Origin of the sequence: Cellulosimicrobium sp. I38E, assembly GCF_001647255.1 — a bacterium.
Lineage (GTDB): Bacteria > Actinomycetota > Actinomycetes > Actinomycetales > Cellulomonadaceae > Cellulosimicrobium > Cellulosimicrobium cellulans_E.
The window spans coordinates 40,366-56,410 of the sequence record NZ_LUAZ01000024.1; the positions used below are offsets into that span (position 1 = coordinate 40,366).

At 74.2% G+C, this 16,045-nt stretch carries 15 protein-coding genes; 7 read left to right on the forward strand and 8 right to left on the reverse strand.

The annotated features are described in order from the left end of the window. The first annotated feature begins 60 nt into the window (after positions 1-60). The 5 genes from A0J59_RS08820 to A0J59_RS08835 all read left to right on the forward strand — a co-directional run bounded on the left by A0J59_RS08820 (position 61) and on the right by A0J59_RS08835 (position 2,489). Positions 61-504, forward strand: a complete 444-nt coding sequence (locus A0J59_RS08820) for a hypothetical protein (protein ID WP_156532908.1) — start codon at positions 61-63, stop codon at positions 502-504. A 12-nt stretch (positions 505-516) separates the two neighbouring features. Beyond that, a complete protein-coding gene (locus A0J59_RS08825; protein ID WP_064315862.1) occupies positions 517-837 on the forward strand; it encodes a hypothetical protein in 321 nt (106 codons plus the stop codon). 415 nt (positions 838-1,252) lie between these two features. After that, positions 1,253-1,795, forward strand: a complete 543-nt coding sequence (locus A0J59_RS08830; protein WP_064315863.1) for a hypothetical protein — start codon at positions 1,253-1,255, stop codon at positions 1,793-1,795. Continuing rightward, positions 1,792-1,965: a hypothetical protein gene (locus tag A0J59_RS21545; protein ID WP_156532910.1), complete on the forward strand. Its 174-nt coding sequence runs from the start codon at positions 1,792-1,794 to the stop codon at positions 1,963-1,965. The genes A0J59_RS08830 and A0J59_RS21545 overlap by 4 nt, the downstream gene beginning before the upstream one ends. Beyond that, positions 1,962-2,489 (forward strand): hypothetical protein, encoded by a 528-nt coding sequence (locus A0J59_RS08835; RefSeq protein ID WP_064315864.1) that lies wholly within the window; start codon positions 1,962-1,964, stop codon positions 2,487-2,489. The genes A0J59_RS21545 and A0J59_RS08835 overlap by 4 nt, the downstream gene beginning before the upstream one ends. 757 nt (positions 2,490-3,246) lie before the next feature. On the opposite strand, the gene A0J59_RS08845 is transcribed toward A0J59_RS08835, so the two are convergent. Genes A0J59_RS08845 through A0J59_RS08855 form a run of 3 tightly spaced genes read right to left on the reverse strand, consistent with a single transcriptional unit; the run spans position 3,247 to position 6,333 of the window. Beyond that, the gene (locus A0J59_RS08845; protein WP_064315866.1) at positions 3,247-4,188 is read right to left on the reverse strand and encodes a type II secretion system F family protein; all 942 of its coding nucleotides are present in this window, start codon (positions 4,186-4,188) and stop codon (positions 3,247-3,249) included. Then, on the reverse strand, positions 4,185-5,045 hold the full coding sequence (locus A0J59_RS08850) for a type II secretion system F family protein (protein ID WP_047234039.1): 861 nt from the start codon (positions 5,043-5,045) through the stop codon (positions 4,185-4,187). The genes A0J59_RS08845 and A0J59_RS08850 overlap by 4 nt, the downstream gene beginning before the upstream one ends. Position 5,046: 1 nt before the next feature. Continuing rightward, the gene (locus A0J59_RS08855; RefSeq protein WP_156532919.1) at positions 5,047-6,333 is read right to left on the reverse strand and encodes a CpaF family protein; all 1,287 of its coding nucleotides are present in this window, start codon (positions 6,331-6,333) and stop codon (positions 5,047-5,049) included. 202 nt (positions 6,334-6,535) lie between these two features. Between A0J59_RS08855 and A0J59_RS08860 the strand changes: the two genes are divergently transcribed. Then, positions 6,536-7,768, forward strand: coding sequence for a pyridoxal phosphate-dependent aminotransferase (locus A0J59_RS08860; protein ID WP_064315868.1), 1,233 nt, complete (start codon positions 6,536-6,538; stop codon positions 7,766-7,768). A gap of 53 nt (positions 7,769-7,821) precedes the next feature. Here A0J59_RS08860 and A0J59_RS08865 read toward each other — a convergent pair whose 3' ends face one another. The 3 genes from A0J59_RS08865 to A0J59_RS08875 form a co-directional block, all read right to left on the reverse strand. Continuing rightward, on the reverse strand, positions 7,822-9,183 hold the full coding sequence (locus tag A0J59_RS08865; RefSeq protein WP_255365095.1) for an LCP family protein: 1,362 nt from the start codon (positions 9,181-9,183) through the stop codon (positions 7,822-7,824). Positions 9,184-9,274: 91 nt separating this feature from the next. Then, the gene (locus A0J59_RS08870) at positions 9,275-11,539 is read right to left on the reverse strand and encodes an esterase-like activity of phytase family protein (RefSeq protein ID WP_064315869.1); all 2,265 of its coding nucleotides are present in this window, start codon (positions 11,537-11,539) and stop codon (positions 9,275-9,277) included. A gap of 85 nt (positions 11,540-11,624) precedes the next feature. Next, on the reverse strand, positions 11,625-12,860 hold the full coding sequence (locus A0J59_RS08875) for a multidrug effflux MFS transporter (protein ID WP_047234053.1): 1,236 nt from the start codon (positions 12,858-12,860) through the stop codon (positions 11,625-11,627). A gap of 103 nt (positions 12,861-12,963) precedes the next feature. Between A0J59_RS08875 and A0J59_RS08880 the strand changes: the two genes are divergently transcribed. Continuing rightward, the gene (locus A0J59_RS08880; protein ID WP_047234035.1) at positions 12,964-13,731 is read left to right on the forward strand and encodes an SOS response-associated peptidase; all 768 of its coding nucleotides are present in this window, start codon (positions 12,964-12,966) and stop codon (positions 13,729-13,731) included. A gap of 24 nt (positions 13,732-13,755) precedes the next feature. On the opposite strand, the gene A0J59_RS08885 is transcribed toward A0J59_RS08880, so the two are convergent. Together A0J59_RS08885 and A0J59_RS08890 are read right to left on the reverse strand one after the other, a co-directional pair. Then, complete coding sequence (locus A0J59_RS08885; RefSeq protein ID WP_047234034.1) at positions 13,756-14,844, reverse strand: adenylate/guanylate cyclase domain-containing protein; 1,089 nt, start codon at positions 14,842-14,844, stop codon at positions 13,756-13,758. A gap of 124 nt (positions 14,845-14,968) precedes the next feature. Further along, positions 14,969-15,883, reverse strand: a complete 915-nt coding sequence (locus A0J59_RS08890) for a biotin--[acetyl-CoA-carboxylase] ligase (RefSeq protein WP_064315886.1) — start codon at positions 15,881-15,883, stop codon at positions 14,969-14,971. Between the last annotated feature and the right edge of the window lie 162 nt (positions 15,884-16,045).

Sequence of the window (16,045 nt, forward strand, 5' to 3'; positions counted from 1 at the left end):
CTCCGAGCCCCCGCACCGCGTGGTGACGGGGGCTTCGTCATGCCCAGGAAGGGGCATCACATGAGTGTTCTGCAAGGGCTCTGGGGCAAGGTCCAGGAACCCAAAGTCGTGACGTTCCTGCACTGGATCGCCTACATGGTCGCGCTCGGGGTGGGGCTGTCCGCGCTCGTCGATCCACCGTCGTCAGTGGCCGGCGAGCTCGGCCCCGTGCTCACGACGATCTGGGCGGGATTCATCATCCTCGGCGGCGTGCTCGGCGTGTTCGCGACCCTGCCCGGGGTCTGGTGGCTCGAGCGGGCCGCCGTCATCGCGTGCATCACCGGACTCGCGGTCTGGGTCATGGTCGTCGTCACGCTCGAGCTGACGATCCCCGACGGCAACCGCTGGCCGCAGGCCGGTGCGCTGACGATGCTCGCGCTCCTGCTCGCGGTCCGGTGGTTCCGGATTCGCCGCTACGCCTACGACCCCGAACCACCTGTCTCCCGCCGGCACGACGACGACTGAGAGGCGGGGGCCTTGATCGACCTCACCACCGCCCAGGCCTGGGCCGCGCTCATCGTCGCGGTCGGCGGCGGCGCGCTCGTCCCCACCCTCGCCAAGGGCCTGACCGCGTGGCTGTCCGGCGCGGCCGCCCGCGAGCGAGGCCGCAACGCCGGCCTCGTGCGCCAGCGCGACGACGCCTACGCCCGGCTGCGCACCACCGAGACCGAGCGCGACGACGCCTACCGCAAGGCCCGCCGCTACGCGGAGAACGCATCCGAGCTGCGCGGCTGGCTCCTCGAGCTCGGCATCACGCGCGAGCAGATCGACGCACGAGCGCCCTGGCCGCGCGACTGACCCAAGCACCCACACCCACCCACGGCCCCGGCCGCCACCACGGCGGCCGGGGCCTCGTCATACCCAGGAGGCTCCCCATGGTCACCACCCGACAGGACCTCGCGCCCGCCTCGATCGTCCGGTCGATGACCGACGGCGCGGGCTCGAAGGCGCTCGGCATCCTCTTCCACGAGACGGCGAACAAGAGCCGCGGCGCGAACGCTGCGGCGCACGCCCGGCTGCAGAAGCGCGGCAACGTGCGCAACGCGTCGTGGAACTGGACGGTCGACGACACCGAGGCCGTGCAGTCGTTCCCGAACGGGATCAAGACGTGGTCCGCCGGGCGCGGCGGGCTGCACTACGTCTCGGTCGAGCTGTGCGTGAACCCCGACGGCGACTACGCCCAGACCGTCCAGAACGGGATCGAGCTCGCGCGGTGGCGCGGTCGCAGGGCGTGGGCGACGCGCTCAAGAACCACCACGACATCACCGGGAAGAACTGCCCCACGCAGCTCCTGTCCGGTGCCGAGGGCGGCTGGGCGGGCTTCGTCGCGCGCATCAACGGCGCGTCGGCCCCGGCGCGCCCCGCCCCGTCCCCGTCGAGCGGGAAGCTCGACGAGGACGGGTTCGAGGGCTCGGGCACGCTCGGCGCGATGCAGCGCGCGATCGGCTCGGCCAACCCGGACGGGACACTCAGCGCGCCGTCGAACTTCACGCGCGCGCTGCAGCGCTTCCTCAACGCCCGCGGCTTCCGCGACTACGACGGGCGCGTGCTCGAGGTCGACGGCTTCGGTCACCGGCAGAACGTCCCGTCCGCGGTCATCGCGCGCACGCGAACGGACTGGGCGTTCCAGCAGTACCTCGAGACCACGCCCACGGGCCGGGCCCGCGGGTACGTCGGCGACGGCGAGTGGGGCCGCCCGTCCGCCGGCGTGAAGGTCATCCAGGCCGAGCTCAACGCCGGCCGCCTCTTCCGGTGACCCCGCGCACCCGTCGCCGCGCCGCACGCCTCGTGCGGCGCGTCGCCGCGGCCGCAGCCGTCGCGGCCGCGGCCCTCGCTCTCGGCGTCGCGCTCGCGGTCGCCATCGTCCACGTGTTCGTCCTCGAGCCCCTGCGGGTGCTCGCCCACCTGATCGGAGCCACCTCGTGACCACCACGTCCACCCAGCAGGCCAACCCGGGCCGTGCGTCCTGGCGCACCGCGGTGCAGACCGTCCTCTCCGTCGTGCTCGTGCTCGGCCTGGTCGCCCCGCTCGTCGCGGCGATCCTGCACGAGGAGCTCGGCGAGTACCTGCCCGACCGGTGGCTCGCGTGGGTCGTCGCCGCCGGCGCGGTCCTCGCGGCCGTCTCCGCAGCCCTCGCGCGCATCATGGCGATCCCCGCCGTCGACGCGTGGCTGCGCCACCTCGGCCTGTCCTCGACGCCGAAGATCGTCGAGCCGGACGGCGACGGCGTGCACGTCATCACGTCGATCGTCGACACGTCCGCGCCCGCCGGCTACGAGGTCCCCGAGGTGAGCGCCGCGAAGGACGAGGTCGCCGAAGCCGTCCGCGACCTGCTCGAGTACCACGACGTCGACATCGAGGCCGCCTACGGCACGAACGCTGGTCCGATCAGCGCGGCCGACAAGATCGTCGAGCACCTTCTCGAGCTCGGCTGGCGTCCGACCGCCTGACCGTCCCCGCACGCGACCGCGCCCCCGCTCCTCCCACGTGGAGGGCGGGGGCGCTTCGTCGCGTTCGAACACAGGTTCGAACAGTGCGACGATGGAGGGATGGGCGTTCAGCGGTGGCCGGGCTGGGTGGAGGTCCGGCGGGGCCGGTGGTTGAAGATCCCGCCGCGGCGGTGTCCGGCGTGCGCGTCCGCGTGGGGCACCGTTCGCGACCGTCCGCACGAGCGGTTCGTCCGGTGCGGGTGCTCGGACCCGTGGTGGCACACGCTCTGGGAGTGTCCGGTGTGCGGGGCGCTCGCCGCGGAGGGATGCGCCGACGTCGGCCGGTGGCAGTCCCACACGACGCCGATCGGCGCTGACCCGTCGCGGCGGTGGGCTGTCCGCCCGCACACGGAGGGCTGACCTGCGGGGCTGTGAGACGGCCGCGCGCGTGGGCTACTGTGCGCGCACCGTCAGGACGTGGCGGAAGACGAGGGGTGACTCCTGGGCACGGTCACGAACGTGACCGGTACCAGCACTCACCCGCCGGACCCGATCGGGTGACTCCTGGGCACAGTCACGAGGGTGATGAGCACCCACCCCGGGACGTCGCCCCGTTCCCGGTCTCCGCGCAGCAGGCGTTCGACCGCCTCGCGCCCTGCTCGCCGCGCACCCTGCGTCCTGCGACCCCACCCCTGCATGGTTCCCCCTGGTTCGTCCGTCGTCGGTCGTGTCGTTCTCAAGCTGTGCGGGTGCCGAGCGCACCCCGGGGAGCCCCCGCTCAGAATCCGAGCCGCAGTGTGGCGAGCGACGGATACACGGCAAAGACCACCGTCACGGGAAGGATGAGGAAGACGACCGGGATCATCATCGCCACCTCCTTCTTGCCACCCGCCTCCATCAGTGCGCGGCGCCCGGACTCGCGCACGTCCTGCGCCTGGGCGCGCAGGACGTCGGCGAGCGGGGTCCCGCGCTCCACCGCGACGGCGACGCCCTCCGCGAACCGGGTCAGGCTCGGCAGACCCGTCCGATCGGCGAGCTGCTCGAGCGCCCGCGCGAGCGGCGTGCCGGCGCGCACGGACGCGAGCGTCGCGCGCAGCTCTTCCGAGAGCTCTCCGTGGGCCGTCGTGGCGACCCGTTCGAGCGCCGCGACCGGGCCCTCGCCGGCGTTCACCGCGAGGGCGAGCAGCTCGGCGACGGTCGGGAACTCCGCGAGCATGCGTTGCTCCCGGCGTCGTACCGCGCGGGTCAGGGCGTGGTCACAGACGAGGACCCCTCCCACCCCGCACAGCAGCGCGAGGAGCGCGAGCAGCACGACGGACGAGCCCCGCGTCGCGGCGAGGACGATCGCGAACGACGTACCCAGGGCGAGCCCGACGACGCCCCACACGAGCTGGCGTGCACGGAACTGCTCGACGGTCTGACGACGGCCCGCGCGCTCGATCCGACGGCGGACGTCGGAGGACGTGGAGCCGAGCCGCTCGAGCGCCCGGCCGGCGTCCGCGAGCACCGGCGCGACCAAGCGCTCGACCGTCGGGAACGGCGTCCAGGTCGGCTGGTCGCGCAGGAGCACCGACGTCGTGTCGTGGGTCCGCAGGTAGGGCGCGAGGCGCTCGTCGAGCCGGATCGCACGACCGCGGACACCGGCCGCGACGAGGAGCACCCCCACCCCACCGAGCGCTCCGATCGAGGCCCCCGTCAGTGAGACGTCCAGCACGTTCATCGGAGCACCCGCTCCTCCTCGGGCAGGCGCCCGATCCGCAGCATGAGCTGGTACGCCGCGGCGGAGCAGGCGGCTCCGACGCCGAGTACGAGCGCCCCGGTCAGCGAGTTGTAGGCCGCCGCCGTCTCGGGCCGCGACGCCAGGAACCCGAGCACCACCCAGGGGCCCGCGACGGCGAGCCGCGCGCCGTTCACCGTCCAGGACTGGCGCGCCTCGAGCTCCCCGCGGGTCCGCGCGTCCTCCCGCAGGAACGCCGACAGGGTGCGCAGGAGTCGCCCCAGGTCCGTCCCGCCCACGTCGCGCGTCAGGCGCAACGACTCCACGATGCGGTCGGCCACGGGGTCCGCGAGCCGGTCCTTGAGCCGGTCCAGACAGTCCCCGAAGCGCCCTGACGCGCGGTAGTCCACCGCGAACCGGGCGAACGGCTCCCGCAGCTCCGCCGGGCCACGCTCGCCCAGCTGGCCCACGGCCTCGGGCAGCGACAGACCCGCGCGGACCCCGGAGGCGAGGTGGTCCAGCACCTCGGGCCACACGTCGCGCAGCCGCGCCCTCCGGCGTCGGGCACGAGAGCGCACGAGGAGCACCGGCAGCGACGCGGCGATCGCCCCGAAGCACGCGGCGATCGTCACCGACCCCGCGAGCACCGTCGCGACGAGGAGGACCACGAGCCCCACGCCCGCGCTCGTCGCCACCAGAGCGCCTGGCGTCACGGAGGGCGCACCCGCCTGCACGAGGAGGTCCTGGGTGCGGGCCGCCCAGCCGTCCGCGCGGCGCTCCCGGGGCGGGCCCGGCGTCCAGAAGGACCACCAGACGCAGAACAGGCCGGCACCGAGCAGGAATCCCGCGACCACGCCCACGTCAGCTCGCCCCCGACCACGCCGGGCCTGCCGCGGTGTCCGCGACGAGCGCGCGCCCGGGGTGCAGCACGGCAGCCAGGTCGATCCCCGCACGCGCGAACCGGTCCGCGCCGGGCGGGAACCCGTCCGCCCGCACCAGGCGGTCCCCGTTCCGGACGAAGATCTCCGCGGCCTCCACCACGCCCTGCTCGACCCGCCCCGTGACCCCCAGGACCTCGCGCACCACCCTCCGCCCGTCGACGTCGACGCCGAGGTGGACGACGAGGTCGATCGCAGACGCCACGGTGGGCACCACGAAGCGGTCGGAGACGTTCTCGCCGGCGAGCAGCGGCAGGGTGCACATCTTGGTGATCGCCTCGCGAGCCGAGTTCGCGTGCAGGGTGCACATCCCGGGGACGCCTGCGTTGAGGGCCACGAGGAGGTCGAAGCTCTCCGCCTCACGGACCTCCCCGATGACGATGCGGTCCGGCCGCATGCGCAGCGCCTCCTTGACGAGGCGCCGCAACGGGATCTCGCCGGTACCCTCGAGGCTCGGCTGGCGGCACTGCATGGACACGACGTCCCGCACGGCGAACCGGAGCTCGAACACCTCCTCGCACGTGACGACGCGCTGCGTGGGCGGGACCGAGCCCGCGAGGGCGTTGAGCATCGTCGTCTTGCCCGCCTGGGTCGCGCCCGCGACGAGGATGTTCAGCCCGGCGCGGACCGAGGCGTCGAGGAACGCCGCCGCCTGCGGGGTGAGCGAGCCGAGCCGCACGAGGTCGTCGAGGTGCGACGCACGGACCACGTGCTTGCGGATGTTGACCGCCCACGCGGTGCGCGTGACGTCGGGGATCACCACGTGGAGCCGCTCGCCGCCGGGCAGCGAGGCGTCGACGAACGGGCTGGACAGGTCCAGCCGACGTCCGGACGAGCGCAGCATCTGTTCGACGAGGTCGCGCACCTGCTCCGCGGTGAGGATCGTCGTCGTGAGCTCGGACCGGCCGCCCCGCGCGACGAACACCTGCGAGGGGGCGTTGATCCAGACCTCCTCGATCTCCGGGTCGTCGAGGTACGGCTGGAGCGGTCCGAGTCCGGCGACGGAGTCCACCACCGCCCGGCTCGCCGCCGTCGGGTCGGCGAGCGGTGCGACCACCCCGAGGGCGCTGCGAGTCTCGTAGTCGGCGACCGCCTCACGGACGAGCTGGTCGACGGCCGCCCGGTCGCGCACGGGGTCCACCCCGCGCCGCCGGACGAGCTCGCGCACCTCGCCCTCGAGCACGCCGACGGCGTGCGTGTCCGTAGACATGTCGAGCATTCCCCCTGCTCTGCTGGCCGGCTGCCCCGCCGGACCGGAAAGACCTGACCGAGAGAGTAGGGCATCCGCGCGTCTCGCGGCAGGGCCCTGTGGACGACGGCGCCGCGCACCCGCGGATCGCGGCGCTCGCCGGGCGGGAACCCGACCGCGGCGTCCCACATCGTGGGCGTGGGCGCGACTAGGGTCGGTGTCCATGACGGCCACGAACGACCTCCCGCCCGGCCGATGGCAGGCCGCCGCCCGCGCTACCGGCCTCCTCGGAGCGGACGGCGCGGTGGCGGCGACGGTCTTCGCCGAGATGACCGCCCTCGCGCACCGCACGGGGGCGATCAACCTGGGGCAGGGCTTCCCGGACGTCGACGGACCGGCGACCGTCAAGCACGCGGCGGTCCGCGCGATCGAGGAGGGCCACAACCAGTACCCGCCGGGTCCGGGCATCCTCGAGCTGCGCAACGCGATCGCGAGCCACCAGTACCGGCACTACGGGCTGGACCCCGACCCGGAGACCGAGGTCCTGGTGACCACGGGCGCGACGGAGGCCCTCGCCGCGACGATCCTCGCGCTGGCCGGACCGGGGGACGACGTCGTCACGCTCGAGCCGTTCTACGACTCCCACGCCGCGTGCATCGCGCTCGCGGGGGCGAACCACGTGACCGTCCCCCTCGTGCCCGGCCCGGACCGCTTCCGCCTCGACCTCGACGCCCTGCGCGCGGCCGTCACCGACCGCACGCGCCTCGTCCTGGTGAACTCGCCCCACAACCCGACGGGCACGGTGCTCGACCTCGACGAGCTCGACGCGATCGCGGCCGTCGCGCGCCGCCACGACGTGGTCGTCGTCACGGACGAGGTCTACGAGCACCTGACGTTCGACGACGCCCGGCACGTGCCGATCGCGACCCTCCCCGGGATGCGGCAGCGCACGATCACGATCTCCTCGGCCGGCAAGACGTTCTCGTTCACCGGCTGGAAGATCGGCTGGCTGCACGGCCCGGAGCCGCTCGTCACCGCGGTGCGCACCGTCAAGCAGTTCCTCACCTACACGTCGGGCGCGCCGTTCCAGCCCGCGATCGCCGACGCGCTGTCCGACGACGAGACCCCGCGCGCGCTGGCCGACTCGCTCGCCGCGCGCCGCGACCTGTTGTGCGAGGGTCTGGTCCGGGCCGGGTTCGACGTCGTCGTGCCGCAGGGCACGTACTTCGTCATCGCCGACGGCGCCCCGCTCGGCTTCGAGGACGGCACCGCCCTGTGCCGCGAGCTGCCCGCCCTCGCGGGCGTCGTCGCCGTCCCCGTGAGCGCGTTCTGCACCCCGGGGTCGACGACGGCCCGCGCGCTGGCCTCTCGCGTGCGGTTCACGTTCGTCAAGCGCGAGGACGTGCTGCACGAGGCCGTCGGCCGCCTGGCCCGTCTGGCCACGACGCGGCCGTGAACGGCCGCTGACCTGAACCGCTCCTGACCGCCGCCGGCGACAGCGAGCGCGGATCAGCCGCAGACGCCGGGCTGGAGCTCCTCCTCGACCGGGGTCTCGGGCGTCGTGCCCGGGTCGGTCGTCCCGGGATCCGTCGTGCCCGGGTCGGTCGTCCCGGGGTCCGTCGTACCCGGGTCCGCCCCGGTCGCCGGGTCGGTCGTGCCGTCCGCGGGCGCCGTCGCGTCGTCGCGCGGGTCGACTGGCTCGTGGCCCGGCGCGGGCGCGTCGTCGATGAGCCGCTGCCAGATCGCGTCCGCCTCCGACGTCCACTCGACGCGGTTGCGGTCGCTCGCCGCCTCGACGACGGGCACCTGGGTAAAGACGACCTCCGAGGGCTTGATCGCGCGGAGGCTGAACGCGAGGCCCGCGAGCGCCGTCGGGTCGGCGATCGTGGGGTCGGCGCTGATCGAGCCGAGCACGGCCTCGATGACGCCGTAGAGCTGGGGCGAGTTGGTGATGATGTTCTGGGACAGCAGCTCGCGCACGGCCGAGTCGATGAACGCCTGCTGGCGCGTGATGCGCGTGAGGTCGGACCCCATCTCGAGGCCCATGCCCGTGCCGTGCCGGGCACGCAGGAACCCGATGGCCTCGTGGCCGGTGAGCGTGTGCTGGCCCGCCGGGAGGTTCAGCGTGCCGTAGTCCGGGTCCTCGACGACGGGCTCCGGGAAGCACATGGTCACGCCGTCGATCGCGTCGACCACGCCGATGACCCCGGTCATCTTGACGACGACATGGTTGGTGATGGGCACACCCGTGAGGCTGTAGACGGACGAGATCGTGCAGCCGGCGGCGGCGTCCATGTCGTCGACGCCGCCCGAGCCGATCTGGAACGCCTCGTTGAACATCACGTTGCGCCGGGGCGAGGACATGGAGCCGTCCGGGAGCTTGCACTCCGGCAGGTCGACCAGCGAGTCGCGCGGGATCGAGACGACCTCCATGCGTGTGCGGTCACCGGACACGTGCACGATGAACGTGGTGTCCGACCGCATGCCCTCCTCCTTGCCGGCGATCGCCTCGTTCGCGGCGTCGCGGTAGTCGGTGCCCATGACGAGGATGTTGAGCGCCTTGCCCGCGAACGGGTCGGACGGGTCCTTCGGTGGTTCCTCGGTCGGCATGCCGACGACGTAGTCCGTCGCGTCGCTCACGGTGATCTTCGACTTGAGGTCGAGGTACACCGCGCCGGCACCCACCGCGACGAAGACGAAGGCCCCGGTGAGGACGAGCCCGACGGCCCGCGCGACGCGGTGCGAGCGCAGCGCACGCGCGTGGTGCGGGCCGCCGGAGGGCTTGTCCTCCCCGCCCTTCCGGGAGTGCGTCGTCTGCGGCGCTCGGGGCCGCGAGCGCGGGGACGACGAGGCGGGGGCGGTCGTTGGCACGGTCTGAGGGTAAAGGGTGCGGCGTGGATGCGTGCGCTGAACCAGCAGGAGGACGTGTGAAAGGGCGGCGAAGGACGGACCTGCGGGGGTGTCAGCGGTCGTGCACGGCAGCGACCCCGAGGTCGGGCTGGTCGGTGAAGAACCCGTCCATGCCCGCGTCGAGGAAGACCTGGACCTCGCCGGCGAGGTCGCCGTACGCGGCCGGGTCGGCGCTCGAGCGGTGCTCCGCGGGCAGGAACTGGTTCTCCGCCCGGAAGGTCCATCCGTGGACCTCGAGCCCCGCGCGGTGCGCGTCGCGGATGACCGACGTCGGTGCGCCGAGCGTCCCGTCGGCGCGACGCGGGATCATGACGTTCTTCTCGAGCCCGACGCCGTCGGCGTACCGTGCGATCTCGCGCAGGCCGGTGCGCGTGACCAGGTCGGCGTAGGTGCGCGGGTCGCCTGCGGCGACGAGGTCGTAGGGGGCTCCGGAGCTGCTGACGAGCTGCGCGAGGTCGACCTTCGTCAGGCGGTCGAGCTCGCGCAGGTTGCCCGTCTCGAACGACTGCACGATGACGGGCGCCTTGCGCGAGTCGAGCCCGGCGTCGCGCAGCGCGGAGACGAGCGGTTCCTCGAGCGAGAGCCCGACCGAGTCGAAGTAGGTCGGGTGCTTGGTCTCGGGGTACACCCCGACCTGCTTCCCGTCGCACGTCTCGGAGTGCCGGGCGAGGTCGAGGACCTCGGCGAGGGTCGGGACCGGGTAAAGGCCGTCGAACGCCGTGCTCTGCGGGCGGACGGCAGGGATCCGCTCCTTCGCGCGCAGGGTGCGCAGCTCGGCGAGCGTGAAGTCCTCCGTGAACCATCCGGTCACGGCGGTGCCGTCGATCGTCTTGGTCGTGCGGCGGTCGGCGAACTGGGGGTGCTGCGCGACGTTCGTCGTGCCCCCGATCTCGTTCTCGTGCCGGGCGACGAGCACGCCGTCCTGGGTGGCGACGACGTCGGGCTCGATGAAGTCGGCGCACTGGAGGATCGCCTGCTCGTACGCGGCGAGCGTGTGCTCGGGGCGGTAGCCGCTCGCGCCGCGGTGCCCGACGACGGTCACGTCGTCGGTCGCGACGCGCTCGCGCCGCAGGTCGACGAGGACCATCTCGGTGTCGTCGGGGGTGCCGGGCACGCGCGCGTCGTTGCCCGGGTAGTTGTTGTCGTTCGCGAGCAGTAGACGGCCGTCGCGGAGCTGGACGACGGTCTCGAACGACTGCACGGGCAGCGAGAACGGGTCGCCTGTGCCGTAGCCGTCGCCCGCGCCGAGGCCGTGCGGGTTCGCGATCTTCAGCGCGTCGAGCACGAGCTCCTTCTCAAGGTGCCCCGACCGGTCGCTCTCGCTCAGGTCGACCCGGTACACGCGCTTGGTCACGGACTGCTCGCCGTCGAAGTCGTCGCGCTCGACGAGCAGGAGCTCGTCGCCGCGGACCAGGAACGCGTCGCCCACGACGTTGGCGTCGGTGTCCACGCGGTAGGTCCAGGTGCGGTCGGTGTACCGGCCCGCGCGCGTGTCGAACTGGCGCACGACGCGGTCGCGCGGGTCCTCGCCGACGAGCGCGCCCTCGAGCACGGGGTACAGGTAGCGGCCGTCGCGCGAGCCCGCGAGCGCCTCGAACCCGCGGCTCGACCCGACGAGCGGCGTCTCCCCGGGCGCGAGGTACGGGTTGGCGGGCGACTTGCCGTCGGGGAACGGCACGGGAGGGGCCAGGAGCGCGCCCGTCGCGTCGACGTGCAGGAGGAAGGGCCCGAACTCCTCCCCGATCCAGAAGGTGCCGTCCTTCGCGCGCACGACGGACTCGATGTCGAAGTCGGCGCCCGTGAGGAGCCGCTCGTCGGTGTCCTCGTGGACGATCGGGAAGTCGACGTGGTGGTCCGGGTCGCGCAGCGAGAGGTGCTCGCCCACCTCGATCTCGCCGGCGCCGCCGCGCGCCGTCTCCCAGCGGGGCGTGACGCGGTAGAGGCGCAGGAGGAAGTCGGCCGAGTTGCCCTTCGCGCCGAACCCGTTGTCCGGCTGGGCCCAGAACGTCCCGTCGCCGTTGTCGATCATGGCCGAGAAGCCCGGGATCACCTGGCCGTCGAACGGCCCCTGACGGCCGTTGGCGGGGGTCGCGAGCGCGCCGGACGGCGGCCCGTCCTCCAGGTGGTCGGCGGACAGCGTCGCGCGGGCGACGAGCGTGGGGACGACGGCGGTCGTACGGCCGGGGCCGGCCCCCTCGCCGGGGCGGGCGGCGAGCCCGCTCGGTGCGGCAGCGAGCGCCGTCGCGGAGGGCGTCAGCGCGACGGCGACGGCGGCGGTGAGCGCGGCGGCGACCTTGAGCACGGCTGTGGGTCTCATGGGAGCCAGCCAAGCGCCGTCCGGCGACGCGCGGGTTGCGGGCGGGCGACGGGTGGTCGACGAGCGCGTGGCGCGCCGGTGGCCGTCAGACCGGCGTGTGCCAGCCGCCCCGACGGAACGCGGGCGTCGCGAGGGCGAGCACGAGCAGCGACGCGACGACCGCGCCGAGCATGACGGTGGCCATCGCGACGGCGTCGCCCCCGAGCACACCCACGAGCGGACTCACGAGCCCGGCGACGCCGGACTGGAACGCCCCGATGACGGCTGCGGCGGTGCCCGCGATCTCGCCGTGCCGGGTGAGCGCGAGCGCCGACGCGTTCGCCGGGATCATGCCCTGCATCGACAGGACGAGGAACAGGGCGGCGACGATGCCGACGATGCCGCCCGCGCCGGTCAGGGCGACCACGAGCAACCCCACCGTGAACACTCCCTGCACGACGAGCGCGACACGCAGCAGGCGCATGGGCGCCACGCGACGCACGAGCGCGGCGTTCGCCTGCGCGGAGAGCACGAGGCCGACGCCGTTCACCGCGAACAGCAGCGCGAACTGGCCGTGGCTGAGCCCGTACCCCTCCTGGAGCACGAACGGCGAGCCGACGACGTAGCTCATGAGCACGGCCTGGCCGAGCCCGGGCAGGACGGCGAGCGCGACGAAGTGGCGGTCGCGCAGGAGGCTCGCGTAGCCGCGCAGGACGGTGCGCGCCCCGGCGGGGCGCCGCCGCTCGACCGGGAGCGACTCCGGCATCCAGAGCAGGACGACGGCGGCGAGCGCGAGCCCGGCGGCCGCGAGCACCCAGAACACCGCGTGCCACGAGGCGTGCGCGCCGATGAACGACCCCAGCGACGGCGCGAGGAGGGGCGCGAGCCCGATGACGAGCATGAGCCGCGAGAGGATGCGCGCGGCGTCGGAGCCGGTGAAGCGGTCGCGGATGGCGGCGATCGCGACGACGGACGCGGAGGCGTTGAAGAAGCCCTGGAGCACGCGCAGCCCGATGAGGATCCCGATGTTGGGTGCCATCGCGCACAGGATCGAGGTCACGACGTGCAGCGACAGGCCGACGAGGACGGGCAGGCGGCGACCGTACCGGTCGGAGAGGGGACCGATGACGAGCTGCCCGACGGCCCCGCCGACCAGCATGGCGGAGAGCGTGAGCTGCGCGAGGGAGTCCGGGGCGCCGAGGTCGGCGCCGACCTCGGGCAGCAGCGGGAGGTACATGTCGACCGTGAGCGCGGGGAGCGTGGCGAGCGCGCCGAGGAGCAGCACCCAGCGGGCGGACGATCTCGGTCGGGGCACGGCGGGGTCGACCGAGGAAGAGGGCATGGCGTCCATCGTATCGATTCGATCGTGCGGGACGCGGCGCTCCGGGCGTGAGCCTGCTCTCCCTCACGGCCCGCGCGTGGGTGGCGTGCGGCAGGCTGGAGGCATGTGCGGACGCTATGCCTCCTTCCGGGACGCGCAGGATCTCGCGGACGAGTTCGCGATCGCGGACGTGGCCGACGACGCGCGGCTCCTGCCGCCGTCGTGGAACCTCGCGCCGACGGACCCCGTGCGGATCGTCGTCGAGCGCGCGGCCAAGGACACGGGCGAGGTCCGGCGCTCGCTGCGCCTCGCGCGCTGGGGCCTCGTGCCGTCGTGGTCCAAGGACCCCAAGGGCGGCGCGCGCATGATCAACGCGCGCGCGGAGTCGATCCTCGACAAGCCGGCGTTCGCCAAGCCGTTCGGCGTCCGTCGCTGCCTCGTGCCCGCGGACGGCTACTACGAGTGGCGCGTCCTGCCCGACGGCGCGTCCCCGGCCGGGTCCGCGGGCGCGCCCGCGCGCCGGGGCAAGGTGCCCAAGCAGCCGTACTGGATCGCGCCGGGCGACGGCGAGAGCGCCGCGTTCGCCGGGCTCTACGAGTTCTGGCGCGACCGGACCAAGGCGGACGACGACCCCGACCGCTGGCTCGTCTCGACGACGATCATCACGACGGACGCGGCGCCGTACCTCGCCGAGATCCACGACCGGATGCCGCTCGCCCTGCCCGCCGACGCGTGGGACGCGTGGCTCGACCCGGCGGTCGACGCTCGCGGGGCGGCCGACCTGCTCGGGCTCGGCGGCCCGCACGACGACGTCCCGATGGTCGCGCGCGAGATCTCGACCCTGGTCAACTCCGTGACCAACGACGGGCCCGGCCTGCTCGAGGCCGTCTGACCCGCTCGCTGCGCCGGCAGGCCGTCAGCCGCGGTAGGCCCACTGGAGGCGCACGGGCTCGATCGTGCCGAGCCCCTGCACCTCGGTCTCGGGCTGCGCCGTGAGCGCGAAGCGCTGGTCGCCCGCGAGCAGGCCGGCGGTGTCGCGGTCGACGAGGACCGTCGTGGGCTCGGCGATGTCCACCAGGCGGGCGGCGAGGTTGACGCTCGGACCGAACACGTCGCCGAACCGCGAGAGCACCCGGCCCCACACGAGGCTCACGCGGACGGGCGGGACGTCGACGTCCTCCTCCCGTCCGCCGGCCTCGGCGAGGCCGAGCGCGACGCGCGCCCCGGTGGCGACGTCGTCGGCGACGTAGAGCACCGCGTCGCCGATCGTCTTGACGACGCGACCTCCCGCGGCAGTGATGACGTCGCGCGCGCTCGTCTCGAAGAGCTGGACGAACTCCGCGAGCTCGCTCGACCCCAGCCCGCGCGTGCGCTGCGTGAAGGAGACGATGTCCGCGAACCCGACCGCGCGCGGGAGCGGGAGCTCGTGCTCGTCGACCGCGGTCGCGCGCGCGTCCGAGAACTCGACCGCGAACCTCCCGGCGACCGCCGCGAGCTGGCGGCGCCAGGCGTGCAGGAGCTGCTCCTCGAGGACGGGCGCGAGCTCGGGCAGCCGGTCGAGGACGAGCAGGCGCGCGCTCGTGTCGTCGAGGTCGAACCGGCGCGTCAGGTGCTCGACGAGCGCCTCGACCTGCCAGAGCACGAGCCGCTCGGTCGTGTGCCCGGTGGAGCGGATGAGGGTCGTCAGCGCGCGCTCGTCGAGCCGCTCCGTCTCGGCGAAGGCGAACACGTCCGCGAGCGCCTGCGCGTCCTTCTCGGTGAACGCGTGCTCCTCGCCCTCGGTGAGCGGCAGGCCCAGCGCCTGCCAGTAGGCGCGGACCCGATCCTCGCCGACGCCGGCGCGCTCGGCGAGCCGCTCGACGGTGAGGGTGCGGGGGCCGCCGAGCAGCGCCTCGTCGAGCACGGCCTCCGTCGCCTCGGTGTCCGGGGCGGGCTCGCCGCCCTCCCCGCCGTTCGGGGACGGGGCGGTGGCGACGGGCTCGTTCTGCTCAGGGTCCACGGGCACCCGGCGATCCTATTCCTCGGCCCGGGCGAGCTCGGCGTTCGCGCGCGAGATCGGCGGTGGCGCGCGAGATCGGCGGTCGTGACCGCCGATGTCGTCCCGGACCGCCGATCTCGGACGCAGGCCGTCACTCGTGCGGGCGCAGGTGGTGGACGTCGCCGCTGTGGTGGACGCTCGTCGTCCCGTCGTCCTCGCGCACCACCAGGCCGCCGTCGGGCGCGAGCCCGGTCGCGAGCCCGACGACGTCGCCGCCCCCGACGCGCTCGACGCGCACGCGCGTCCCGAGCGTGGCGCTCACCTCGGCGCAGTCGGCGTCGAGCCCGGCCGCACGGGCGTCGCCCCCGGCGTCCTGCCAGCGCAGCAGGACCTCGCCGAACGCCTCGTGGAGGGCGACGAGCACGACCTCCCGGTCGGTCGTCGCGGCCCCCGCCAGAGCGAGCGAGGTGGCCGTGGGCACGGGCAGCTCGTCGCGCTCCTGGGAGACGTTGAGCCCGACGCCGACGACGACGCCGCCGTCGGGCAGCACCTCCGCGAGGATGCCGGCGACCTTGCGCAGCGGCGCCTGGTCGCCGCCCTCCGCCGACGCGACGTCCAGCGACCCCGGCGCGACGCCCGGGTCCGGCACGAGCACGTCGTTCGGCCACTTGACGACGGCGTCGACCCCGGCGGTCGCACGCAGGGCGCGGGCGGTGGCGAGCCCGGCGAGGAGCGGGAGCCAGCTCAGCGTCTCGCGCGGCACGTCGGGGCGCAGGAGGAGCGAGCCGAGCAGCGCGGCGCGCGGCGGCGTCGTCCACGAGCGCCCCAGCCGGCCGCGCCCTCCGGGCTGGTGCTCGGCGACGAGGAGCGCCGGCGCCGGCCAGGCGCCCGGGTCGGCGGCGACCGCACGGGCGAGCTCGGCGTTCGTCGAGGCCGACTCGGGGACGACCTCGAGCCGGGCGAGCGGCCCCGCGGGCGTCACGAGCAGCTCCCGCAGGAACTCCGCCCGCAGCGGGGGCCGCCCCTCGCCGCCGGGCCCGGTCTCGTCCTCGCGCGCGCTCGCCATGCCCGTCATCCTCCCGCACGCGACGGTCCGGCACGAGGTCGGCGCGGGCGGCCCGCGCCCGGCGGCACCGCCCGGGCGCCCGCGTCGGGTTTGTCGACACCCACCAAGACCCGACCCGGCCGTGCTGGTGTCGCCCGCATCGAGTTGGCGCCACCCGCCAAC